We start from the raw sequence: 26,346 nt of genomic DNA on the forward strand, positions 1-26,346 counted from the left end.
TTAAGGAAAACGAAGCACATTCTTCCCCGCTCTTCAACCATCTATCCCGAAAAATGTTTTTAATAATCATTTCTGAATAATAGCTTTGAATCACCAAGTCAACTATTTAAAAGAAGTATTATGGAAACCATTGGATTTATCGGCACGGGCCATTTGGGTTACCCCATTGCAGAAAACCTGCTGAAAGCAGGATATACTTTAAGAATTTATAACCGCACCCGCGAAAAGGCGTTGCCATTGGAGCAGCTGGGCGCTATCCTGGTGGGCAGCCCGGAAGAAACGGCGGTGAAAGGCGGCATAGTAATGAGCCTGGTGGCAGACGACAAGGCGCTGGAAGCCGTAGCTACGGAGGCGTTACTCGCGGCGCTGGGCAATGACGGTATTCATGTATCGATGAGCACTGTTTCCCCGGATATCTCCAGGGAGCTATCGGTAAGCCATAGCCGGCACTGCGTTACATTTGTTGCGGCGCCTGTATTTGCACGCCCCGATGCAGCGGCTGCAAAAGCAGGGAATGCCGTGGTTTCAGGGCCTGCTGCCGCCAAAGAAAAGATCCGGCCGTTGTTACAGGCAGGGTTTGCCCGCAATGTATTTGATCTTGGGGAAGATGCGGGCAGTGCTAATGTGCTGAAGCTCATGGGTAACTTTATGATTGCAGGAGCAATGGAGCTGATGGCAGAAGCTTTTGCATTGGCCGAAAAGAATGGGGTAGACCCCAGGGTGGCTTACGAGATGTTAACCACTACCTTATTTTCAGGACCTATTTTCCGGAATTACGGCGCCATGATCCTTGACCGTAAATTTACCGGTAACCCTTCTTTCAGTGCGGCGTTAGGATTGAAAGATATGGACCTGGTGCTGCAAACGGCGCGGAAATCATATACGCCGATGCCGATGGCCAACCTGGTACAGAACCGGCTGGCAACCATCCTGGCAAAGGATATACATGATGCCGACTGGACGGCCCTGGCTTCCGGTGCATTGGAGGATGCGGGACTTTCCTATTAATCTTTACCAGCCATAGCCGCTACGGTTCTATCTTTGGATTGCTGGCGCGCTATGGCATCTTCCCGGTGCATAGTGCCCCAATCGGAAATATGCTGCAGCATACTTTCCATGCTCCATCCCAGCGGTGTAAGCTCGTACTCTACCCGAGGAGGTACCTCCGGGTATACGATCCGTTTAACAAGATGGTCATTTTCCAGCTCCCTCAACTGCAGCACCAGCACTCTTTCTGAAATCCCGGTGATCGACTTTTTCAGTTCGTTATAGCGTAGTTTGCCATCCAGTAGGCGCCACAGTATGCTGGGCTTCCAGCGACCGCCGATCAACGACAGGGTATACGCTGTGCCGCAATCGCCGCGCAGCTGTTTTCCGTTGATGGCATTGGAGGAATTTTCTTTTCGCATACGTTCATTTTTTCTTTCCGGGTTAAAGATACAGAATACACCGCTATCGTGGAGGTTACCGCTATCCTTTGAGTAACCCTGTTTTGCCGGAACTTATTTAGCGCTAGGTTTGTTGTATTACTTAAATCTGTTAACTATGAAAATTGTTCCACTGCTGGGCCGGATCTTATTCGCCCTCATTTTTCTCATGTCCGGTATGAATCATATTACGGGCGCCGGCGCCGACTATGCCGCAGCTGCAGGCGTGCCTGCGCCTGGGTTCCTGGTACCTTTTGCCGGGCTGCTCGCCTTATTGGGTGCGTTGAGCATCCTGTTGGGATACAAGGTGAAATACGGTGCATGGCTGATTGTGATCTTCCTGGTGCCGGTTACCCTTGCACTGCATAATTTCTGGACAGTAAAGGATCCCATGCAGCAACAGATGCAGATGGCGATGTTCATGAAAAATGTGGCCATCCTGGGAGGCGCCCTCCTGCTGGCCTATTTTGGCGCAGGGCCTTACAGTATTGATAACCGCAAAGCATAAAGCAAAAAGAGGGTGTATCGTGCTTTCGATACACCCTCTTTTATTCCCGGTACATTTTCCTTTTTACAGGAGGTTACTCCGCCTGTTTACCGGCGTCGTTTTTCTTTGCTACATCTTCCAGGAGCTTAAGCCCAAGCAGCCCGCTGATAGGACCGTTGGCGCCGTCGCCGCCACTGATGAGCACATCCGGCATGATGCGGATCTGCTGTGCGCCAATGGCTTCCATTACTTTCAGCTGGGTAAAGTTGTTGCCGCCCATGGCTTCCACAGCCAATTTGTAGGATTCGGCGCTCGACTGCCCGATGGCCAGGATCTTTTCTGCTTCTGCTTTACCGGTGAGGGCAATTTTTTCTGCATCGGCTTTTGCGATCCACTCGGTGCGTTCTGCTTCGGCTTTGGCCAGCAATCTTACTTTTTCCGCTTCACCGCTTGCCAGTAACTTCATCCGGTCGCTTTCTGCATTGGCCTGTAACCGTACGCTGTTGGCGTCACCGATGGCTTTTTTCACAGAGGCATCTGCATGTCTTTCTGCGATCCACACACCCTGGTCTGCTTTTACAATTTCCTTCTGCATTTCTGCGATCGCGGTTTCTTTTTCCAGCGTTTGCCGGGTTTCCTGTGCCAACCGTTCTGTATCATACGTGATTTTCTGTTCTTCCGCAATTTTACGGTCGGTCAGCGTTTTCATCAGTGTTTCCGGTGGTACAATGTCGCCTATGAGCGTATCCACGCCAAACACGTTGTACTGATCCAGTACCTGCCCGATGTGCTCTTTCGCGGAGGTTTGCCTTTCCTTACGGCTGGTAAGGAAGCTGATCACATCCGAGCCCTGGGCGGAGTTACGGAAGTAGTTACCAATGGTAGGTTCCAGCACCTGTGTAACAAGGTTGCTCATATTACCGAAGCGGGCAATTACTTTAGGCGCTTCGTTGGTGGGAATATGGATGATCTGTGCCACGTCAAGATTGAACGTAAAACCATCGCGGCTCCTCACGGTAATGGTGGAGAGATTTTTATCCAGCTGGTGGGCTTCACTTCTGGCGGAGGCCCAGTTCAATACCAGGTTGGTGGTAGGCACCAATTCCACTTTCATGATATAGGGGTTGATGGGATATTTACCAGGGCCCAGTGGTTCGGCCCAAACACCTTTGGTGCCTTTGGCCACGATGTTGCCATGTTTGAATTCGGCGCCGCTGATATCCACGCCATCATTACCAACGAAAGAGATCACTACGCCTACGTGACCGATGGCGATTTCCGTCATCCGCACCATTTCCAGTTTGGCAAACCAGGGATTGATAAAGTACGAGCCGGCCAGGATCACCTGTTCCTGCAGTCCTTTGTAGCCGCCCTTATCGAGGAAGGCGTCTACATCCTGGAAGTTGTTATGGTTTTCGATGGTTTTACCTGCGATGGAGCCGGTTTCAATGGCTTGTCCTTCGAGCGTGGTCACAATGCCTACCGCATTATCGGGGATAGATAGCATGTCCGTGATTTCCACTTCAAACAGGAAGGTGTTGATACGGTATGATCCGGGTGTGATAATAGCCGTTTGCCGGCCTTTGCGGCCGCCGTTCTGCAGGAATGCCACGGCATCCTGGAAGGAGTCGCATGGCACCTTACGGGCCAGGATAGCGCCGGTTTCCAGTTCTGAGCCGTCTTTCGCCAGTACCAGTCCTATTTTGCCGGTGGGGATGATGGTAAACGGCTGGAAAGCAACGCTGTACTGCCAAATCCATTTCCAGAAGTAAACGCCGGGCGCCAGTGTTTGCGCCTGGAAGCCGGCTTCCCCGTTGGTGGCGAGGATGCGGCCTTCGGGCAATTCCTGTTTGCCAAGCAGCACAAATTTTTTTGTTACCAGGCCTATGCGGTCTTCCGGTACAATAACAACGCCGAAGCATATACGAAGAATTACTTTGTACAATACAAGGCATAGCAGGGGCAGGCCGATGAGCAAAGCCCATCTGATAAATGTGTTTTCCATTTGTTGGGTGGTTGTTAAGGTATGTGTTTGTGTAAAGATGAATTTAACAGCATGGCCATACTGCTGAAAGGTATATCAGTTCAGGGTTTGATCCATACAGGTATGTTTCAGGAAAGTGGGGGCGAAGTGTTGAAGTTCGTGGTGATATATGATATCAGGATGTCGTTGCCGGAGCAATTATCGGAGTCCATTGAAGAATGAATTACGATGTAAAATTGATTATTATTTTTTATCTGTCAAAATAATTTCCGGGAGATGATCATTACGGATAACAGGAAATTTACCAATAAATGCTTCTGAAGATGTTTACAGATTACTTCAGATAACGCCGGACATCTTTCTTTGATAAAATATTTAAAATTCCTTCCTTTTTTTTGATTTTTAGAAAAACGCCCTATATTGAGAGCTGTTTAACCATTTTTTCACGTAGCTAAAACGATTTTTCTGAGCAAGTCAACCAGATAATGTTTTATATTTGTTTAGCTTAAACGATTTAGCAGACACTCTATCTTTTGAATTTATGACAAATTCCACGGCGTTAGGAATAGATATCGGCGGCTCTCATATTACCGCAGCATTGGTAGATCTGAATACAAGATCTATCATAGAAGGTTCATGGAACCGTACGCGTATTAACTCGCAGGGCGAAGCAGCAGATATTATCAATGGCTGGGCGGTTGTTATCAGTGAGGTGTTCTCTCATACTACAACAGATGTCCGGCATATTGGCATAGGAATGCCGGGGCCGTTCGATTATGAACATGGCATCAGTCTCATGAAAGGGCAGCATAAATTTGACGCATTATACAACCTGAATGTAAAGGAACTGCTGGCGGAACGTTTGGGCATTTCCCCGGAGCAGATCCGCTTTATCAACGATGCCGGCTGTTTCCTGCAGGGCGAGGTTTTCAGCGGCGCCGGCAGGAACTATCACCGGGTAATAGGGCTTACACTGGGCACCGGCCTGGGCTCTGCTGTTTACCGCGACGGCGCATCCAGCGACGGCGACCGCTGGCGAAGGCCTTTCAAAGACGGAATTGCAGAAGACTATCTTTCTACCCGCTGGTTTGTAAAACGCTACCAGGAAATAAGCGGTGAAGCAGTAGCAGATGTGAAAGCACTCGTGGCGCGTATAGGCGTTGACGATAGGATACCGCAATTATTTAATGAATTTGCTATCAACCTCGGCACTTTCCTCTCCACCTTTATTAAAGAAGAACAACCGGAAATAGTGGTCATTGGCGGCAATATTGCCAACGCAGCCGACCTGTTTTTCCCGTTATTAAAAAAAGAACTGGAAAAACAACAGATCAGTATCCCGGTAGTAACGGCCACCCTGGGTGAAGCGGCGGCACTGATCGGCGCAGCCAGTCTGTGGCACGCTTTCCAGGAAGCATAAAACAACGGGCGCATAATTTTAGCGGAAGCTATCGGCGCAATAACTTAAGCGGGTAATGACCGGGGCGTGCTTATCTCCCCGAAAATACCGAAGGTTATTTGACCGGTAGCTTCTTTTTGTTTGTTAACTTTAACCTTTCTGCTTTTTCCTTTATATTAGGGGCATCAACCACTTCTAAATATTTACTGTTTGAAAGACCGCCTGACTGCAGAGGATAATATTTTGTGGAACAATGTAATCCTGGGGGATCAGCAAGCCTACAGGGAATTGTATGAGATGTATGCGGATATGCTTTTCCGGTATGGCCTGAGATATGTAAAAGATACCAGCACTATAAAAGATTGTATCCAGGATCTCTTTACCAGCCTTTATCACCACAGGCATAACCTGGCCCGGAACGTGAACATCCGGTTTTACCTGCTCCGGTCATTCCGTAGGAAAATTCACCAGGTAGTAAAAAAGAATGCCGCCGTGCTCCATACCGCCAGTCCGGAAGAGTATTTTTCCATTATTTATGAACCGGATGCAGAACAGCTGCAGATCGCAGCAGAACAACAGCAGGAAATGCTGCGCCTGCTGGCCCGTGAACTCAATGAACTGCCGGCCCGGCAAAAAGAAGTCCTTTTCCTGAAGTTCAATTGCAGCTTGTCGTACGAAGAGGTGGCAGGCATTATGAAAATCAGTGTGCCTACCTGCCGTACCCTTGCCTACAGGGCGTTCCGGCAATTGCGCGCCAACATGGAAAAAGCGCCGCTGCTGCCGTTAATGTTCCTCTTAATGGCATGGCTTTCCAGGCAACATTACAAATTCTGAAAAAAAGTTTCATTCCGGAGTCTATATCCTGTTTGTTTGTTGCTCTATATAGCAAAGATGCCGAAAGATGCCTGATAAGAAACACCTGAAACTGGAAGACCTGCTGGGTAACGACCATGAACCGCCCGCACAGAGCGATGATCCCCTGCAGCAGGAGATGGCAGCGGCAGTACAACGCATGATCACCAGCGCCGGTGCGGAAACCTGGGACCCGGGCGATAAAGCCCTCCTCTGGGAAAACATTGCTACGGAATTGGTGCCCAAACCACCCGTTTACAGGTACCTGTTTCCTAAAATGGCCGCCGCCGCAGTAGTACTGCTTGCCGTGGCCGCCTGGCTGTTATGGCCGCGCCCTGAACATCCACTGGTACAGTTTGCCCGGGGACAGCATATAGACAGCATTACTGATACCCGCCTGATCCTGGGGCAGCAATCTGCCGTAACACTGAAAGGAAAAAATGCCTCGCTCGTTTACGGGGGTAAAGGTGTTACAATTAATGCCGACAGTACCCTGGCGTCTGCAGCGCTATACAATACCCTGATGGTACCCTATGGCCGCCGCGCCCGACTGCAGCTGGAAGATGGCACCGTGGTACAGCTGAATGCAGGATCCCGGCTGGTATACCCCGCTGTTTTCCGCGATAAAAGAAGGGAAGTATACCTGGAGGGAGAAGCTTTTTTTGAAGTGGCTCCCAATGCAGCATCTCCCTTTTTCGTATATGCGTCTGGTATAGAAACAGAAGTGCTGGGTACCTCTTTTAATATCAGCGCTTATCCTGACGATAAACAGCAAAGCCTGGTGCTGGCTTCCGGAAGCGTGCGCACGCAACTGGCCTCACAACGCCTCTTCGGGAAGCATTCCCGGCAGTTGAAACCAGGTGAAATGGCTACTGTTAATATGGAAAATGAAAACATGGAGGTAAGCACAGTGAACATCGCTACCTATACTGCCTGGAAAGACGGGCGGCTGCTGTTTTACAGTGTACCGCTGAAAGATATCCTGAAAAAACTGACGCGATATTATAATGTACAGCTGGATCTTACATCTACACAACCCGGACTGGAAACCTGTTCCGGTGATCTTGACCTGGAAGAAAATCTTGAAAACGTACTTGATGTGATCTGCGCCACCAACTCGCTGCGCTATGAGCGCCACGGGCAGCGTATCATACTGAAGGAGAAAGACTAAATACCATACATATCACCAAAAAAAAACCGGAAGATGGTGGGACATCTTCCGGTTGCACAGTCCCGCCGGGAAGCGGGATAGGGCTTGTCTTTTTGTTTAACTAAAAAAACTGTAATGAAGTTATGAAAAAAATCTATGCACTATGGCGTATACCGCCAGGCAATCTTTTTGCTGCTAAACTTCTGAGAACAATGAAACTGACTGTAATTTTACTGTTCACCGCTATTTTTGGGGTGTCTGCCACGGGCAAATCGCAGGATGAGCACCTCAACATTAAACTATACCAGGGTACTTTACCACAGCTATTTAACCAGATCCAGTCGCAAAGCCGCTGGCGTATTTTTTATAAAGATGAACTGGTAAACAGGGAACAACCGCTTACTCTTGAACTGCAGGATAAAAAGATCAGTGAAGTGCTGGATAAAGCCCTGTTAAATACTGGCCTCAGCTACCGCATTATGCGAAACCAGGTGGCCATTATCCCAAAAGAAAAAGCAAAGCCGGATCAGCGCCTGTCTACCGCCGCCCTGGCGGAAGACAGCACCTATCTTATACGCGGAAGGGTATACGATACGCATGAACCGCCGCAGGCGCTGCCTGGCGTAACTATCCGTGTAAAGGATAATAACGCGCTTGGTACCACTACCGACGCCGACGGCTATTTCACTTTCCGCGCTAAAAAGAATGCGGTGCTCGTTTTTACCCAGATGGGGTACCTGCCGCAGGAATTCACGATTATCCGCAGTCATAATGCGCTCACTATTTCCCTGAAAGAAAATGTGGCCGCGCTCGATGAAGTAGTGGTAGTAGGCCTCTCCGAACAGCAGCGGAAACATATTGCCAGTTCTATCAGCTCCGTAAACATTGCGCAGCAAACCAACGGAAAGCCCATTACCGCTTTATCGCAGGCGTTGCAGGGAGGCGTTACCGGGTTGCAGGTAACGCAGAATTCCGGCCTGCCCGGCGGCGATGCCGCCGTAATAAAGATCCGTGGCATCAGCACCGTAAATGCCTCCGATCCCCTGGTGATGGTAGACGGTGTGCCTATGGACATGGATTATATAGATCCTGTTACCGTGGAAAGCGTTACCATCCTGAAAGACGCTGCCGCTGCGGCAGTATATGGCGCCCGCGCCGCCAACGGCGTAATACTGGTAACCACCAAACGCGGTGTAGCCGGAAAGGTAGCCGTTACCTACGATGGATACTACGGCGTACAGTCGCCTTCCTCTATGCCCGCCCTGGTGGAAGCGCCGCAGTACATGCGCATGTTCAATGAAGCGCAGGTAAATGCCGGCAACGCCCCGTTCTATTCTGAAGAAGATATTAAACATACGGAAGCGGGAGACGACCCGGTGAAATACCCTAACACCGATTGGCAGAAAGAGATCCTGGACCGCGCTGCACCTATCACCAGTCACTCGCTGGGAGTAAGCGGTGGTAACAGCCTGGCGCGTTTTGCATTAACTGCCAATTACCAGAACCAGCAGGGAATGATCCCACTCAACCATTCCAATAAATATAATATCCGCGCCAATACTTCTATTACCCTGAATAAAAAGTTCCTGGTGTATATGGATATGCTGGCCATCAAACGGAATACCTTTTATCCTAACCGCCCCAATGGCAATGATGGTAACAGGATACTGGAAGACATCTTTAGGGTACCACCTACTATTCTTCCAAAATACCCGGCAAAAGACGGGGCGCCGGTAATATACGGGCGCTATGTGGATATCGTAAACCCGGTGGCGTATGCAGAACATGGAGGTAAAGCAGCCAATGAGTACGGGCAATCCAGCATCAACCTGCAGCCTAAATGGGAAGTATTGCCCGGGCTGAATCTCCGAGGCCAGTTCAGCTTCCGGCTGAACAGTGATGTAACCCGCACTACCCGTGATAACTATTATTTCTTTGATTATTATACCGGTAAACTGGTACAAACATGGGGCGTGCAACGTTCAGCCAGTATGGCAAGAACCACTTACTACTATGCTGGTGTAACAGCAGATTATACCTATGATGTGAAAGATCATCACTTTTACCTGATGGGTGGTTATTCCCAGGAAGAAAATAACAGTGGCTACTGGGATGTATATTCCCTGTTATCATTCTATGGAAAAGTAAATTACTCTTATAAAGACAAATACCTGCTGGAAGGAGCCATCCGTACAGACGGTTCATCGCGCTTCGGCCCTGGCCACAAGTATGGTACATTCCCTTCCGTAGCATTAGGATGGAATATCCATAAAGAGAACTTTATGAAGCCGGTAGCAGTCATTAATAATATGAAGCTGCGTGCGTCCTATGGCCGGCTGGGAAATGAAAATATAGATCCTTACCAATACCAGAATATGATCAGCGCTACAGATGGCGTGGAATCTATATTCGGTAACCCGGATATCACCTGGGAAACGGTTGATATGCTGGACCTCGGGCTGGACCTGGCTTTGTTTCAAAGTAAACTGGAGCTTACTTTCGATTTCTATAATAAAACTACCAATGGTATTATTCTCAAGCCGCCGGTATCTTATGTAGGCGGTATGGGAACTACTCCTATCAATGCGGGCAAGCTGCGGAACAAAGGAGTGGAGCTGTCGCTGAATTATAACAGCAACATCGGTAAAGATGTGACCATTTCCATACGACCCGGTATTTCCTATAACAATAACACCTTCCTCACAGTGCTGGGCGGCCCTTATATCAGTGGCAGAAGCATTAACAAAGAAGGATATGCACTGAATAGTTTATATGGCTATAAAACAAACGGGTTGCTGCAGGCGTCCGATTTTAAGCCTGATGGCACGCCACTGGTACCTGTAATGGCCAACGCAAAACCAGGAGATATCCGCTACCTCGATCAGAATGGTGATAACATTATTGATGGAAACGACCAGGGAGTGATTGGCAATCCTACACCAAAGGCCGATTTCTTCGCCAACTTCAGGATCACATATAAAAGATGGGAGCTGGAAATGTTGCTGCAGGGAGTCAGCAAAAGCGACGCGCAATTGAGCGGTATGTTGGCTTATCCGCTGGATATGTCGTCTGACGGCGGTATTCCCACAAAGTATTATGCGGATAATTACTGGACGCCACAGCGTACCAATGCCCGCTTCCCACGTTTAACCACCACACCGGATATCAACAAGCTCTCGTCCGATTTTTGGATACAGAATGGCGCCTATGTACGTATGAAATATATCCAGCTGGGGTATAATTTCAGCGGCACTACCTTAAAACGTATAGGCGTTAACGGTGCCAGGGTGTATGTGAACGCACAAAACCCGTTTGTATTTACATCTATGAAACTGATAGACCCCGAAAGCCAGGGAAATCAATGGACTTACGGCATTATGAAGATGTATACAGCAGGGGTAAGTATTCAATTATAACCATTCAATTTTTAAAGATGAAAATAAAATTCAGCATAACGATGATACTGGGCCTGGTATTTTTGTGCTCACCGGCCTGCAAAAAATTCCTTGTCCACGATAATCCATCTGGTGTAACTGATGAAGAATGGTGGAAAACAGAAACACATGCCTACAACGCCCTCGCTTCTATTTATGCAGGTGTACCGGCCGGATCCAGCGGAAGAAATGTAATGTTCTGGTCGGGGCTTAGCGATGAAGCGGTGTGCCGGGGCGACTTCCGGGGCAACTACGACATCTATACCCGCGGATTGCAGAATCCTACCTGGGATGTGGCAGAATGGATCTGGAGGGATGATTATATAGATGTGCGCAGGGCCTGCCGCTTTCTTGAAAACGTAGATAAATGTTTTATGGACGATCAGCTGCGCACCCGTATGAAATATGAAGCCAGGGCATTACGCGCTTTTTATCATATGGAGATCATGCTGTTTTTTGGCGATATCCCCATTGTAACAAAATCGGTTACTCCTTTGGAGAATCACCTGAAGAGGGATCCGCAGGAAAAAGTGTATGAGTTTATCCTGGCTGAATTAAAGGAATGTGCAGAGAACCTGCCAAAGGAATATGACAGTGATGAAACCTGGCGTATTTCCGCTGGCGCCTGCAATGCACTGATTGTGCGACTGGCTTTATTCTTTCATCACTATGATGTGGCAAAGGACGCCGCTGCAAAGATCATTGGCTCCGGTGTTTATAAATTATACCGCAGTGAAAAAGCCGGTGTGAACAGCTATGCGGAATTATTCAGCTACAGCGGTGAACTGAACCAGGAGCGTATTTTCTTTAAAGAAGGCGGTTGTGGCAATGCCTGGACCACCTTTGCTCCCTATGGCATCGGTGGGGAAACATATGTATCACCTACTATGCCGGTAGTAGATAATTTTGAGACTAAGCAAGGCAAAACACCGGCAGAGCTGGGGCCGGATTCTGTAGCGGTATACCGGAAAAATCCTAACTATAAGAACAACCGCGATCCCCGCCTGGCTGCTTCTATCCTGTATCCCGGTCAATCTTTCCTGGATGCCAACTATATTCTTTCACCCTTTGATGATGCTACCAACAATACCGATAAAATAGGCGTGCAGAAGTCGACCGCCACCGGCTACTGGATCCGTAAATACCTGGACGCGCGCGACCGGCAGGCGAGAGGTGGCTCACTCGATTTTATGTATATCCGTTACAGCGAAGTATTATTATCTTATGCAGAAGCCGCCATTGAACTGGGCAACTGGCAGGACCCGCTGGTGATCCAATACCTGGATGATGTACGCACCAGGGCAGGTATGCCGGCAGTAGATAAACAGCGCTACAACAGCGTAGCTATGCTGCGGCAGCTGGTGCGCCGCGAAAGGCAGTCGGAGCTGGCCTTTGAAGGACAGCGGTATTTTGATATCAGGAGATGGGGGCTGGTGAAACAGGTGATGAACGGACCGGTATATGGCGCTACCAATCCGGAAACAGGCGTGGCGGTGAAAGTGCAGGAACGTTCTTATACCGACAGGGATTATCTTTGGCCAATACCTGAAAAAGAAATAGTATCCAACCCGGAAATGACGCAAAATACGGGCTACTAACTTTTACCGCTTATCAAATTTCCTTTGCTGTATTTGCATATCATCTCTTTAGATTATATCTTACCAATCAGAGAACCACGATATGAGAAAACAGTGAATTTAGCATTATACAGTGAACTAATACTATCAATCAAAACAAATCCAGGCATTCAATTAAACTGAATTATGGCGAAACAAAACAGCGATTCAAGGCGGGCATTCCTTAAAAATTCCCTGGGAGCGCTTGCTGCATTTACAATTGTGCCCAGGCATGTGCTGGGCCGCGGTTACCTGGCGCCCAGCGACCAGCTGACCAAAGCCGTTATAGGCACCGGTGGCATGGGACGCGGCCACTTTGGCTATGCAGGCACACGGGTAGTAGCCCTCTGCGATGTAGACCGCAGTCACCTGAAACTGGCAATGGACCAGTTGGGCGATAAAAGTAAAGGCGTAAAAACCTTTGCAGACTACCGCGAGGTGATCACTTTACCCGAAGTGGATATTGTGCATGTGGCTACTCCGCCGCACTGGCACGGTATCATTGCAGCAGACGCCGCGCGCGCAGGTAAAGACATCTGGTGCGAAAAGCCCATGACAGCCACCATTGGCGAAGGTAAGCGCCTCGTGGAAGCTGTGCAGCAGCACGGAAGGATCTTCCGCCTGAATACCTGGTTCCGCTTTGAAGACCGTTTTTATGGAATGGGCACTACCGTGAAACCAATTAAAAAACTGGTAGACAGCGGCCTGCTTGGCTGGCCGCTGAAAGTAACGGTGAGTAAGCATACCGGGTTCGACTGGAAATTTTACTGGGTGGGTAAAACCAACCTGGAAGCAATGCCGGTACCAAAAGAACTGGATTATGATATGTGGCTGGGGCCAGCGCCGTATCGCCCGTATAACCCGCATCGTGTGCATCAGACCTTCCGTGGTTACTGGGATTATGATGGTGGTGGTTTGGGAGATATGGGGCAGCATTACCTGGACCCTATCCAATATTTCCTGGGGAAAGATGATACCAGCCCCGTAAGCGTGGAAGTAGATGCGCCACAACAACACCCTGATGCAGTAGGCACCTGGAGAAGAATTACCTACACTTATGCAGATGGTTGTCAGATCATCCTGGATGGCGATGGCGCAGATGAAAAGGCCGCTTATATAGAAGGGCCCAAAGGAAAACTCTACCCCGGTTTCCGTTCGGATATCCAGGACCTGGAAAAGAAACTGGCCGCATTCCCCGATCCTGCACCGCAGCAAACAGACTTCGTTGACGCTGTAAAGAACCGCCGGAAGTTTGCGCTGAATGAGGAAAACGGGCATCGCTCCGCTACGCTGGTGAACATGGGCAAGATCGCCCTGCGCCTGAACCGCTCGCTTAAATTCGACCCGGTGAAACAGGAGTTTATTGATGATGCCGGCGCCAATGCGCTGATCTATCAGCCAATGCGCGGACCATGGACTATCTAAACAATCAAGTAAACGAATTATGAAAAAGATATTATACTTACTCGTTGCATTACTGGTTGGCTGGAGTAGCCTGGTTTCCGCACAGGGGCCATCAGACCAGCGTGCATTTCATACCAAAATAGCCGATGTACTGGCACTGATGCCTGCTCCCAATAAAACGCAGTTTAACACCAATATGGAATCTATTGCGGCTTTGGGAGAGGAAGGGCTTACTACTATTGCCGGTATGCTGGCGGCTCCCGGAAAAGGGAATAACACCCAGCTGGAATATGCACTGGCAGGTTATGCCTACTACGTTACCCAGCCTGGAAAAGAGGCAGCCCGCAAACAGGCGTCTGCAGCGCTTTCCAAAGCACTGGCGAAAACAACGGAACCTGAAAATAAATTCTTCCTCATCACCCAGCTGGAAACACTGGCAGAGGATAATGCTACCAGCACGTTACAGTCGTATCTGACAGATGACCGTCTTTGTGACCCCGCTGCCCGCGCACTGGTAAAGATAAATACGCCTGCTGCACAGCAAGCCCTGTTACAGGCGCTGGGCACAGCTTCCGGCAATAACCGCATTACACTTACAGAAGCGTTGGGGGATAGCCGTTATGTCGCTGCAGCCACTGCTATTGCACCATTGGCTGCCAACGCAGATAAGAAACTCGCCAAAGTAGCGCTCTATGCATTGGCGCAGATCGGCGCACCGGCTTCTGCACCGGTACTGGCGGCTGCAGCCGCTAAAAGTAGCTACTCTTATGATGTAACGGATGCTACTGCTTCCTACCTGTACTACGCTGCCAACATCGCTGATAAAGCAGCCGCAGCAAAAATAGCAGAGAACCTGCTTAAGCAAACAAAAACAGATGCCCAGGTGCATACCCGCACCGCGGCGTTGAAACTGCTTACAGCTATTAATGGTGAAAAGAGCATGCCGCTGCTGTTAGCTGCTGCTGATGATAAAAATGCGGAGTACCGCGATGCTACTTTGAAATTTGCAGGACAATATAATTTAGCCGGTAATGCCTTATGGCTGAAGAAACTGTCGGGCGCCGATAATGCCAATAAAGCTGCTGTAATTGGTATGTTGGGAGATAATAAAGTGGCCGCTGCTTTACCTGCCCTCCAGAAACTATTAGCCAGCAAAAACGAAAGTGTGAAACTGGCTGCCATTAAAGCTGCCGGCAGCACCGGCGGCGTAGCTGCGTTACCTTCACTGCTGCAAACCATGAAAACCGGCGATGCCGCCACCGTGGAAGCAGTAAAGCAGGCATTGCTCATTATGCCGGGCGAAGAAGTGGCTGCACAGGCAGGCGCCTCACTGGCAACGATGCCTGCTGCTGCGCAAACTGCTTTACTAACGGTATTGGCTGCACGTAAAGCAGACAGCCGTGTACAGGATGTATTGCCGCTCACTGCCAGTACAGATGCCGCTACCCGCAGTGCGGCTATTGCCGCATTGAAGGATGTGGCTACAAAGGCAAATCTTCCTGAATTATTTACCTTACTCAATAGTACCGGCAGTGAAACAGATATTGCCAGCATCCAGGCGGCGCTTATCAGCGCGGGCGCTTCCAGCAATGATGTGCTTACCCAAATGAAGCAGGCGCCGGCAGCTAACCAATCCCGCTATCTTCCTGTACTGGCGGGCATCGGGGAAAAAGAAGCGCTGTTGCCTGTGACTACTGCCTTTACTAACGGTGATGCTGCTACGAAAAAAGCAGCGGTGAGGGCATTGGCTTCCTGGAAAAATATTACAGCGGCCCCGGTGCTGCTAAAAATTGCCCGTGATGACGCCGCTTACCGCGATGAAGCCCTTGCCGGTTACGTGGGGCTCACCCGCCGCTCCGGTTTACCTGCTGATCAGCAGCTGCTGATGTTCCGCAATGTAATGGAGTTGTCGCCCTCAACAGTTATACAGCAGAAAGCACTGGAAGGCATAGAGCGTTGCAAAACAATACCAGCGTTATTATTTGCCGGCAACTACCTCGACAATACAGCAGTACAACAGGCAGCGGCCAATGCTGTGATGAACATTGCCCTGGCAGATAAAAGTTATAATGGCGCCATTGTTCGTTCCCTGCTGGAGAAAACAGCGAAGGTGCTGAACGGGCCGGATGCTGATTACCAGCGGCAGTCGATCCGCAAATACCTCGCTGAAATGCCTGCCGGTGAAGGGTTTGTTCCTCTTTTCAATGGTAAAGACCTTACCGGTTGGAAAGGGCTGGTAGAGAACCCGGTAGCCCGTGGTAAAATGGATGCAAAAGCACTCAGTAAAGCACAGGATAAGGCCAATGATAATATGCGTAAAGGCTGGTCGGTAAAAGATGGCCTGCTGGTATTTAGCGGTAACGGGGATAACCTTTGCACAGAAAAGAAATACGGCGACTTTGAAATGCTGGTCGACTGGAAGATCACCTCACAGGGCGATGCCGGTATTTATCTCCGTGGTTCGCCCCAGGTACAGATATGGGATACTTCCCGTATTGATGTGGGCGCACAGGTAGGTTCCGGTGGCTTATACAACAACCAGCAGCATGAAAGCAAACCACTGAAATTGGCGGATAACGCTATCGGCGAATGGAATCATTTCCGTATCCTCATGCAGGGCGATCGCGTAACTGTATATCTCAACGGCGAGCTGGTAACAGACAACACCATCCTGGAAAACTACTGGAACCGTAAGCTGCCCATCTTCCCGGAAGAACAGATCGAATTGCAGGCACATGGTACCTACGTGGCTTACCGCGACTTATACATCCGTGAAATTCCGCGCCAGCAACCGTATGTATTAAGTGATGAGGAAAAGAAAGCCGGCTACAAAATGTTGTTCGATGGCACCAACATGCACGAATGGACAGGCAATACCAAAGACTATGTAATCGACAATGGTAACCTGGTGATCTATCCAACCAATGGTGGTCACGGTAACCTCTATACGAAAGACGAGTACAAAAACTTCTCTTTCCGTTTCGAGTTCCAGCTTACGCCAGGCGCTAACAATGGCCTGGGTATCCGCGCACCGCTGGAAGGCGATGCCGCTTATGAAGGTATGGAGCTCCAGATCCTGGATAACGAAGCAGATATTTATAAAGACCTGCACGTGTACCAGTATCATGGCTCTGTATATGGCGTAATTCCCGCTAAACGCGGATTCCTGAAGCCTGTTGGCGAATGGAATACAGAAGAAGCTATTGTAAACGGCACCCATATCAAAGTAATACTTAATGGCACCGTTATCCTTGATGGGGATATTGCCGATGCCCGTAAAAACGGGACATTGGATCATAAGAACCACCCCGGCCTGAACAGGGAAACGGGGCATATTGGCTTCCTGGGCCATGGCTCTATTGTAAGATTCAGGAATATCAGGGTGAAAACACTGTAGTTTTTTGTTTTGAGATACGGAACCGTTCCCGCTATGGCGGGGACGGTTTTTTTATGGTATCTTGATAATTATAAAGAGTTTAAATACAACGAACGTGTTAACCATTAATTTGTGAATAGTCATTTTCTTTGTGGAGAAATATTGTTAGCCTTATTATTAACTGTGGTGTTCAACCCGCTCTTTTTCCTTTACTTATGAAATATTCACTACTTGTAGTCTTTTGCATCCTGACAGGGATTTGTCTTGACAGTAATGCCCAGAATAAATTTGAAGCCACTGGTAATGCCGGTATTGGCACTACTTCGCCAACTGAGAAACTGGAAATATCTTCGGCTGGTTTGTCGAACATTAAGCTAACACATACATCGGATGTATTGGATGTTGTTGGTGCCGTTAAGTTTAACATGGCTGGCTCTGACCTTGGAAAGCTGGAAGTGGAAAGAACGATTGCTTCGGGAAGGATGTCAGCGATGAAGTTTTTTGTAAGAGGTAGTGGAGGCGAGTTTGAAGCAATGAGGATTGCAAATAATGGATTTTTGGGAATTGGAGAAACTTCACCGGCAGCCCGGCTTCATGTAGCAAGTTTGCCTGGAACTGTATTCGCCAAATTTACGCAAACAGATGTTGTTGCAACTGATGGTGCACTTAGTTTTATGAACGCTACCGGTGCCGTGGGCAATTTCATTCCTAATATCACCGGGCGAAGTTATGTGCCGGGCCGCTCAATTGGCCTTTATTTTATATCGGAGGTAGAAGACGTACTTCCCGCTTCTGATATTCCTTATGGAGGGATTATACTCGATAGCAGAAATAAAACAGGCGCAAGACTTGCAACTGCCAATGTCTTGTCGGTTAACAGTGCAGGTGTAAACCTTATGCTGGTAAAAGCCAACGGCAGCGTGGGCATTGGCACCACAGATACCAAAGGCTATAAACTTGCCGTAAACGGCAGTGGCATCTTCACAAAAGTAGTGGTTAAATCCTACGCCAACTGGCCGGATTTCGTTTTCCATCCCGGTTACAAGTTACCTGCTTTGTCTGAAGTAGAACAGTTTGTTACAAAAAATCAGCATCTGCCCGGTATTCCATCTGCCAGCGAAGTAGAAAAAGAAGGGGTGGATGTAGGGGAGATGAACAAACAACTTTTACAGAAAGTTGAAGAGCAAATGTTGTATATTATAGAGATGAATAAACAATTGGATGCCCTTTCTAAAGAAGTGGAAGTACTGAAGCAGCAGATTGCTACAAAATAACCCCCTTATTTGCCATGAAAACTATTTATCAACTGTCCTTATTATTGTTTGTCTGCCTGTATACCGCACAAGCCCAGGACAGCCTGTTGCAGAAAGCGAACGCTATTCCAGGGAAATACCTGTCGCAGGTAAAACAAAAGTCCGATAAAATGGAACGGCAGATCACCGCGCGCAGTGAAAAAGCCCTGAGCCGGTTTATGAAGCAGGAAGAAAAGCTGAAACGCCGGCTGGGACGCATCGATTCCCTGAAGGCCAATAACCTGTTCGCACATTCCATTGATTCCCTCGGCAGCCTGAAATCCCGTATGAAAGGCAAGCTTGGAAAGTACTCCGGCGCATTAACCCAGGGCGGTCCTTATCTTGATAGTCTTAGTAATTCATTGTCTTTTCTGAAAGATTCCAAAGGATTACTGGAACAATCCAAAGGCATTACTGATAAGTTGAACGGTTCCCTGAAATCTGTCGATAACCTGAAAGATAAACTCGCCCAGGCAGAACAGATCAAAGCGTATATCCGTGAACGTAAGCAACTGTTGAAGGAACAGCTAAGCCAATATACCGGCTTTACTAAAGACCTGCAGAAAATGAACAAGGAAGCCTATTATTATGCGCAGCAACTAAAGGAGTATAAAGAGGTTTTTAAAGACAAAAAGAAAGCAGAACAGAAAGCGATGGAAGTGATTAAGAAGATCCCCGCTTTTAATGACTTCATGCAGAAACATTCCCAACTCGCCAGCCTGTTCAATATACAAGGCGCCACTGCATCGGCTCCAAACCTGGAAGGCTTGCAAACCCGTAACCAGGTGGAACAGCTTATCCAGCAGCGCTTAGGCAGCGGCCCCAATGCCAGCGCCGCAGTAAGCCAGCAAATGGCCGAAGCCCGTAGTAAGTTCGATGAACTGAAAAGCAAGTTCCCTGATCTTGATAACGCCGCGGAAATGCCGGACTTCAAACCAAAGGAAATGAAAACAAAAAGCTTCCTGCAAAGATTGGAATTTGGCAGCAACATCCAGTTCCAGCGCAGTAATAAATTCTTTCCTTCTACCGGCGATCTCGCCGGGCAGGCTGCCTATAAGTTCCACAAGAACGGAAGCGCCGGTGTTGGTCTTTCTTATAAACTGGGCATGGGCACCGGCTTTGATAACATTCGTTTTTCCAGCCAGGGTATGGGCATCCGCTCTTTCATCGATTGGAAACTAAAAGGCACCTTTTTCCTGAACGGCGGCTATGAGCAGAACTATCAGCCTGACTACGCCGGCGTGCCTGAAGGAGTAGGGCAGAAATGGACTCAGAGCGGGTTGATCGGGATCAGTAAGAAGTATAAGATCAATAGTAAGCTGAAGGGGAATATGATGGTGCTGTTCGACTTTTTGTATAACCAGCATGTGCCGAGAACGGACCCGGTGAAGGTGAGGCTGGGGTATAATTTTTAGAGATTTTATTAGCCACAAAAACTACTATATATGCGTTTGTTTATTAACCTGTACCGTTTGTTAATCATTGTCCTTTTTACAAGTGTCAGCGTGAATGTATCTGCTGCCCGTGCAGGCGGGCCAGGCGATTGGCTCTCTATAGGCGCCACTAATGCGGGCGTATCCCCGTACCCTTTTTATTATTACAAAATAGCTAAAATTAATAGTGACGCACACCGGTACGCCACCACTATTGAACTGGACATCCAGGGAGATGCGAATTACTATAACATGCAGGGTACCTACCGTATCCGTATAGACAAATATGAGAATACCATTGGAAGATTTGATGGTTTGGAGATCCGCACTATTTCCGGTAATCCTTCTGCCGCCACCTTCTATGTATTTAACGATGCATTATGGGTAAGGGCTAATTACCAATGGGGAGGAATATACTACCGCACGATTGATTATTTGACTAACAGCCCCATAAATACAGCTCCTTTTGAGCAAACTACTACTGCGCCGGTTGGATTTGTTGCAAGTACCAGCACTTACGGTTTGAAATGTGATTTCGACAACAATAAGTATTATCAGTTATCGTATGAAGACGTGCAGGGAAATACCACTAATATGGGTAAAATCGGAATTGGTACGGTGCCGGGATATAAGTTACACACCGTTTCTATGGGGAACACTACCAGCGCTTCAGCCTATTTGTGGGGAGAAAATTACGGAGTAGCTGTGGGTACTTTGAACGGAACGGCTAGCAATTATTCATTTGCCGTTTTAAATAATGCTAATCCTGATGGCTCCGGCGCCACCGGCGGAGGTAAGCCGCTATTATACGTTAGAGGTGATGGTAATGTAGGTATAGGTACGAGTGTTCCCCAGGCAAAGCTGGCCGTAAAGGGAGATATTTTTGCCCAGAAAGTGAAGGTTATGCAAAGTGGTTGGGCGGATTTTGTATTTCATCCGGAGTATCAGTTGCCATCACTGCAGGAAGTGGAACGCTTTATTAAAATCAATAAACACCTGCCGGAAATTCCTTCAGAGAAGGAGGTGGAAAAGGATGGACTTGATGTAGGGGAGATGAATAAGAAGTTGTTGCAGAAGATTGAGGAGCTGACGCTGTATATTATTGAGCTTAAAAAGGAGAGTTTGGAGCAGCGGAAGGAGTTGGAGAGATTGAAAAAGAGATGAAGTAGAATTGAGTTTATTTATCTTCTGAGCTAATTATAACCAAAATTTGAATATCCTTAAGAATATAATATTATGAGTAAGAGCTTTGTTGTAAAATTGTTGGTGCATGTTCCTTTGTTTTGTCTTACCATTTGTGTTTATGCCCAACATCAAAAAACAGATAATAATGTTACCACTGTTGCCATACCGATGAGTGACCCGGCTACTGGTGAGAATAATTCAAATATAGTAGCAGTATTACCATCATCTCCAACCGCCGGCGACCTGGGCCGGGCGGGGCTTATAAAGAATAATTATTCCAGTGGGGAGGTAAACGTAAGTATTCCTTTGTCCGAAATGTCATCAAGACAGCTAAAGTTTCCTGTTTCTTTAAGCTACAGAACAGGAGGGCTTAAAGTAGATGAGATATCTTCAAGAACCGGACATAATTGGGTTTTTAGTTGTGGAGGCGTTATCAGCAGAACAGTTATGGGAACTCCCGATGAGCAGGCAGGAACACAATTGCCTCCGGCATTTCCCACTACTTCAGGTCAAACCTTGGTTAACGCAATGAATGCAATCTCAAATGGTAGTGCAGATCCGCAGCCAGATATATTTTCCTATAATTTTGCAGGGTATTCCGGAAGGTTTATTTATCAGAATATGCAGATATTTAAGCTGGAACAGAATAATCTCCTCATTGCACCATCAGGCTTTAACTCATTTGTTATTACTGCGCCGGATGGAGTAAAGTATACTTTTAGTGCAAAGGAATCGTCCACATCTGTGAACAATTGTTTGTGGAGTTCATACAGCAGACTCAAGATCAATAACGCCTGGTTTTTGACAACAATTCAACATCCTGATGGGGATCTTATTACCATAAAATACGCAGATTGTGAGTTTGTATATCAGGCTCATAAAAGCCAGGTATTTACTTATGGTTTGCCCAGTACTGAAAATAGTTGTTCGGCTAGCGCTGATTTTGCTTCCTGTCTCATCACAATAAGAAATTATGGTGTATATCCTATTCAGGTATATGATGCCGTGGGAGATACTATCAACCTGAAATATTCACCGAGAGAGGATGTGACAGGGGATGTTCGACTTGATCAGCTGGAGATTAAGAATAATGGTCAGGTAAATAAAAATTTCTGGTTTTCATATACTTATCCATCGGTTTCCGGCAGTGAGGCGACATTGGCAAAGCGCATGTACTTGCTGAGTATAGAAGAGGGAAAAGTAAAAGCAGATCCGGGGAATAAAAAATATGCGTTTCAATATACTGGCTTGGGGTCTCTTCCAGAACGGTTGTCAAATTCGCAGGACTACATGGGGTATTATAATGGAGCATATAACGCTAACATGATACCTAAACCATCAAACCAGCAGGTAGCAAATGCGATGGCGAGTTATGGATTCGCCAACCGGTCGCCTAACGCTGAATATGCGAAAATCGGTTCGCTTAACAAGGTAACCTATCCTACAGGTGGGTATGACACTATTGAGTATGAGTCAAATACTGTGTATGATGAAGACTATTCTATAGCTCCCAATACTTATTGGAACTATTTTGGAGAGGGAGGCAAAATATTTAAACAAATGGTCACTACAGAGTCTGAATATATTCCGATTTATCAGAATCAACGGGTCTCTTTTAGCATGACCTGTAATAATGAGACAGATACCTATCCTGGTGAAGGTTATACCAAATACTATTACATATTAGTGGACCTATTGGACGAAACAGGTGCTGTGGTTGAAACACTGGGGAGAACTGAAATGGATCAGTCGAACAGTGCTGAATTTAACCTCGTGGCTGGTAAAAGCTACAAATTCCGGGTGAAGCACTTTAGCCAGGTGAGTTCTGAATTGACGCTTTACTACTATCCAGGTCTTAAGCTTACTGAAAGGCCGATGCCCGGAATACGTCTGAAGAAAATTCGCCGGTTTGATCCGCTTGTTAATAAAGAATCAATCACCCGTTTCTACTACAACGGGGTGGATAACCTGCAGCAATCAACCGGAATGGCAGTGAACGAAGAACCTAATTTTTTCACTTCATTTACAGTAAAGCAATGTACTGGTGGCAACGGTTGCTTTTTTTATAGGGCGACGTCTAATAGTATATATGATTTTTACTCCTACTCGGGACAATCCATATACTATATATTGGTGACAGAAATGTACGGTGATAATGGAGATGGGGGAGCCGTCACGCATGAATACAATGTATCGCCTGATGTAACAGGAAGCCCTGTTACTGGTAATGATTTCTTCAGCTATCCATTGTCTAACACAGGCATCTTTAATGGATTGGAATTCTCTACGAGATTTTATAAAAAGATAGATACTAGTTTTGTACTAACAAAAAGTATAAATAATCATTATGTAGATGATCAGCGATTACGGCGGGATAGTATATTTTATGCGGTTTCATCTGTAGGAGGAGGTTTTCAGGCCTGTACACCAGGAACAAATACCATTGTAAATGACTACATTAACCTGGCTATGGCCAGCTATACTTTATATTCCCGCTGGTTGTACATTGATACTACCGTTACCACCACGTATGACGACTCCGGAAAGTCATTGACATCTCAGGCAGTAACTTACTATGGAAATGCGGCGCATCAACAACCGACGAGGTTAACTTCCTGGGCATCTGATGGCGAAAAACTGGAAATGGAGATAAAATATCCGGGGGATTATCCACAAGGTGCAGCAGATCCCGTACTGACTTCAGCGGGTATAACCACCGATGAGAGAACAGCTATTGACAAACTAAATACTTTTAATATAATAGAAGAGCCTGTATACAGAGCAAATAAACGCAATAGTGTCACGGTATCTGAACAGGTTAATTTCCCGTCAATTGAGAATGGCGTTAATACTGTTCCCCATCCGGGACGTATAAGACAAAGGCAGGCCCAGATGCCATTTGAAGACAGGGTACGTTTCATACTATATGATGCTAAAGGTAATTTGCTTACGCAAGGTAAGGCCAACGATGCTTTGCATACTTATATTTGGGATTACAATGCCCGTGTTCCGGTATGCGAAGTCATAAATGCCATCTACGCCGATATTGCTTATACCAGTTTTGAAACAGCGGCTGGTGGCAATTGGGTGCTGCCTGCCAGTCCAACCTTTGGTTCGGGAGGAATTACAGGCGCCAAATTTCTCAGTCTTGGCGGAGCGGCCATTTCCAAGAGCGGACTGACCGCTGCTAAAACGTATATTATTTCTTATTGGTCAAATAGCGAAGCTGCTTTCACCGTAAACAATGTGGTGAAAAGTACAACCGGACCGGTAAAAAATGGATGGACTTATTACGAGAAAGAGATTTCAGGGACTACTACTGTAACACTTTCCGGAACAGGTAACCTTGACGAATTGAGACTTTATCCTAAGGAGGCGACCATGACAAGCATTACATATAACCCAGCTGTTTTAATATCGTCGCAATGTGACGCAAATGGAAGCATTATCTATTACCAGTATGATAATATGAATCGCCTTGCCATCGTTAAAGACCAGGATGGTAAAATTTTGAAACAATTTGACTATCAGTATCAACAACCTATTAACCAATGATTTCATCCCTGCTACCTGTCTTAAGACAATATAGAATGTCTTGTTACCCAAGATTGTCCGGTATTGTTATCGGTTTGTTATCGGGTGCATTGGCTGTAAATGCCCAGACTCCCAATGCCTCCACAAGGCCAGTTGCTGTACCTGTACAAACTCCGGCTGCCTATACCAACCCGCTTATCAACTACGTTCGTACCTGGGAACCTGCATTGCCAACTACCGATACCGCCTACGTAGCCTCCGCCAGCCGCACGGTAGCGGAAGTCAGGCAAACAACGGCCTATGTGGACGGCCTCGGAAGACCATTGCAAACCGTAGCCAAAGCCATGAGCTTTGGGGGTAATGATATTGTATCTCCCGTTGTGTATGACCAGTTTGGAAGAGAACAGGCCAAATATCTTCCCTATGCCCCCCAGAATGTAAAAGATGGAAAGTTTAAAACCGATCCATTTAATGCACAGAAGGCTTTTTATCAGAATACAACCCTGGCCCCGGGAGCGGCAGGGGAAAGTGTTTATTATTCCAGAATTGATTACGAAGCATCCCCATTGAACCGGGTGTTAAAAACCTATGCTCCGGGTAACAGCTGGGCAAAGAATGATCCTTCCACGGTAGAAAGAGGAGGGAACCACCCTGTAGAAAATCAATATCTTATAAACACCGCGGCAGACTCTGTGCGGATCTGGGAATTTGCCGCCGGAGCGATTGTTCCTACCAGTGCATCCGGACGTGTATATGCCGCCGGCCAGCTGTTTAAGAATGTAACGGTCGATGAAGCCGCTAACCAGGTAGTGGAATATAAGGATAAGGAAGGAAGAGTGATATTGAAAAAAGTCCAGTTAAGTGCAAGCCCAGGCTCCGCGCACATGGGTTGGTTATGTACTTATTATGCTTACGACGACCTGGGCAACCTGCGGTTTGTAATGCCTCCCAAAGCAGTGGAAGCCATCATCAGTAACTGGACCATCAGTACTGCTGTTGCAGCGGAGCTCTGTTTTATTTACCGCTACGATGGCCGTAACCGTATGATCTTAAAAAAAGTGCCTGGTGCAGACTCCACAGAAATGGTATATGATGTACGCGACAGGCTGGCTTTTTCACGCGATGGTAATTTGAAAAGTAAAAGCTGGCTCGTTACTTTTTATGATGGGCTGAACCGCCCTACTATGACAGCCCTGTACAATGTTGCCACCGACCGCGCCACCTTGCAGGGAACTATGAATACGGCCACCAGCAATACGCAAAGCCTGTCTTATAACTTCCCAGGAACAGCGGATCTTGTATTGGCTAACCATAATGGCAGCAGCTCCTACCAGGCTACCAACAGCATTACACTCACCGATGGCTTCGATACCGGAGCTGGTGAAGACGTGACCCTGGAAATCAACGCCTCTGCTACTAACGGCAATGCGAACGTTACTGTTACCAACCCGCTGCCAAATATTCCTATCAGCGCCTTAACACCGCTGACTTATACCTTTTATGAAAGCTATAGCTTTGCAGGTAAACAGAACTATATAAGTGCAGACATTACCAAACCCCAGGCCGGAACTAACTTAAATGCAGAGGCATTACCATCCACTGCCAGCGTTATGATAAAGGGTCTGGTTACAGGTACAAAAGTAAGGGTACTGGGTACGGATCAGTGGCTTACAACTACCAACTACTACAACGATAAAGGACGGCTGATCCAGGTATTGGCAGATAACCTTAGTGGGGGACAGGATGTAACTACCAGCCTGTATGATTTTAACG

17 protein-coding genes are annotated in these 26,346 nt (G+C 47.4%); 15 read left to right on the forward strand and 2 right to left on the reverse strand.

Going from position 1 to position 26,346, the window contains the following annotated elements; genetic code table 11:
- The first annotated feature begins 120 nt into the window (after nucleotides 1-120).
- Complete coding sequence (locus VIM72_RS17535) at nucleotides 121-1,008, forward strand: NAD(P)-dependent oxidoreductase (RefSeq protein WP_332004126.1); 888 nt, start codon at nucleotides 121-123, stop codon at nucleotides 1,006-1,008.
- On the opposite strand, the gene VIM72_RS17540 is transcribed toward VIM72_RS17535, so the two are convergent.
- Nucleotides 1,005-1,409 carry a helix-turn-helix domain-containing protein gene (locus tag VIM72_RS17540; RefSeq protein ID WP_332004127.1) on the reverse strand — a complete coding sequence of 135 codons (405 nt, stop codon included), beginning with the start codon at nucleotides 1,407-1,409 and terminating at the stop codon, nucleotides 1,005-1,007. The two genes, VIM72_RS17535 and VIM72_RS17540, sit on opposite strands and share 4 nt — an antisense overlap.
- 136 nt (nucleotides 1,410-1,545) lie before the next feature.
- Here VIM72_RS17540 and VIM72_RS17545 point away from each other — a divergent pair, with 136 nt between their 5' ends.
- Nucleotides 1,546-1,935 (forward strand): DoxX family protein, encoded by a 390-nt coding sequence (locus VIM72_RS17545; protein ID WP_332004128.1) that lies wholly within the window; start codon nucleotides 1,546-1,548, stop codon nucleotides 1,933-1,935.
- Between the two features lie 73 nt (nucleotides 1,936-2,008).
- Here VIM72_RS17545 and VIM72_RS17550 read toward each other — a convergent pair whose 3' ends face one another.
- Nucleotides 2,009-3,919, reverse strand: a complete 1,911-nt coding sequence (locus VIM72_RS17550; protein WP_332004129.1) for an SPFH domain-containing protein — start codon at nucleotides 3,917-3,919, stop codon at nucleotides 2,009-2,011.
- Nucleotides 3,920-3,970: 51 nt separating this feature from the next.
- Between VIM72_RS17550 and VIM72_RS17555 the strand changes: the two genes are divergently transcribed.
- The 13 genes from VIM72_RS17555 to VIM72_RS17615 form a co-directional block, all read left to right on the forward strand.
- Entirely contained in the window at nucleotides 3,971-4,120 is a 150-nt protein-coding gene (locus tag VIM72_RS17555) for a hypothetical protein (protein WP_332004130.1), read from the forward strand.
- Between the two features lie 319 nt (nucleotides 4,121-4,439).
- The gene (locus VIM72_RS17560; RefSeq protein WP_332004131.1) at nucleotides 4,440-5,318 is read left to right on the forward strand and encodes an ROK family protein; all 879 of its coding nucleotides are present in this window, start codon (nucleotides 4,440-4,442) and stop codon (nucleotides 5,316-5,318) included.
- A gap of 189 nt (nucleotides 5,319-5,507) precedes the next feature.
- On the forward strand, nucleotides 5,508-6,131 hold the full coding sequence (locus tag VIM72_RS17565) for a sigma-70 family RNA polymerase sigma factor (protein ID WP_332004132.1): 624 nt from the start codon (nucleotides 5,508-5,510) through the stop codon (nucleotides 6,129-6,131).
- Nucleotides 6,132-6,198: 67 nt separating this feature from the next.
- Nucleotides 6,199-7,320, forward strand: a complete 1,122-nt coding sequence (locus VIM72_RS17570; RefSeq protein ID WP_332004133.1) for a FecR family protein — start codon at nucleotides 6,199-6,201, stop codon at nucleotides 7,318-7,320.
- A 191-nt stretch (nucleotides 7,321-7,511) separates the two neighbouring features.
- A complete protein-coding gene (locus VIM72_RS17575; protein ID WP_332004134.1) occupies nucleotides 7,512-10,715 on the forward strand; it encodes a TonB-dependent receptor in 3,204 nt (1,067 codons plus the stop codon).
- 17 nt (nucleotides 10,716-10,732) lie between these two features.
- Nucleotides 10,733-12,331: a RagB/SusD family nutrient uptake outer membrane protein gene (locus tag VIM72_RS17580; protein ID WP_332004135.1), complete on the forward strand. Its 1,599-nt coding sequence runs from the start codon at nucleotides 10,733-10,735 to the stop codon at nucleotides 12,329-12,331.
- A 165-nt stretch (nucleotides 12,332-12,496) separates the two neighbouring features.
- Nucleotides 12,497-13,774 carry a Gfo/Idh/MocA family oxidoreductase gene (locus VIM72_RS17585; RefSeq protein WP_079472773.1) on the forward strand — a complete coding sequence of 426 codons (1,278 nt, stop codon included), beginning with the start codon at nucleotides 12,497-12,499 and terminating at the stop codon, nucleotides 13,772-13,774.
- A gap of 19 nt (nucleotides 13,775-13,793) precedes the next feature.
- Nucleotides 13,794-17,150, forward strand: a complete 3,357-nt coding sequence (locus tag VIM72_RS17590) for a DUF1080 domain-containing protein (protein WP_332004136.1) — start codon at nucleotides 13,794-13,796, stop codon at nucleotides 17,148-17,150.
- 128 nt (nucleotides 17,151-17,278) lie between these two features.
- On the forward strand, nucleotides 17,279-18,403 hold the full coding sequence (locus tag VIM72_RS17595; RefSeq protein ID WP_332004137.1) for a hypothetical protein: 1,125 nt from the start codon (nucleotides 17,279-17,281) through the stop codon (nucleotides 18,401-18,403).
- Between the two features lie 14 nt (nucleotides 18,404-18,417).
- Nucleotides 18,418-19,836 (forward strand): hypothetical protein, encoded by a 1,419-nt coding sequence (locus VIM72_RS17600; protein ID WP_332004138.1) that lies wholly within the window; start codon nucleotides 18,418-18,420, stop codon nucleotides 19,834-19,836.
- Between the two features lie 30 nt (nucleotides 19,837-19,866).
- A complete protein-coding gene (locus tag VIM72_RS17605) occupies nucleotides 19,867-21,018 on the forward strand; it encodes a hypothetical protein (RefSeq protein WP_332004139.1) in 1,152 nt (383 codons plus the stop codon).
- A 72-nt stretch (nucleotides 21,019-21,090) separates the two neighbouring features.
- A complete protein-coding gene (locus VIM72_RS17610) occupies nucleotides 21,091-24,594 on the forward strand; it encodes a hypothetical protein (protein ID WP_332004140.1) in 3,504 nt (1,167 codons plus the stop codon).
- Nucleotides 24,595-24,629: 35 nt separating this feature from the next.
- Nucleotides 24,630-26,346: DUF6443 domain-containing protein (locus VIM72_RS17615; RefSeq protein WP_332004141.1), on the forward strand; the 1,717-nt coding region annotated here is incomplete at its 3' end.

Origin of the sequence: Chitinophaga sp., assembly GCF_036569185.1 — a bacterium.
Taxonomy (GTDB): Bacteria; Bacteroidota; Bacteroidia; order Chitinophagales; family Chitinophagaceae; genus Chitinophaga.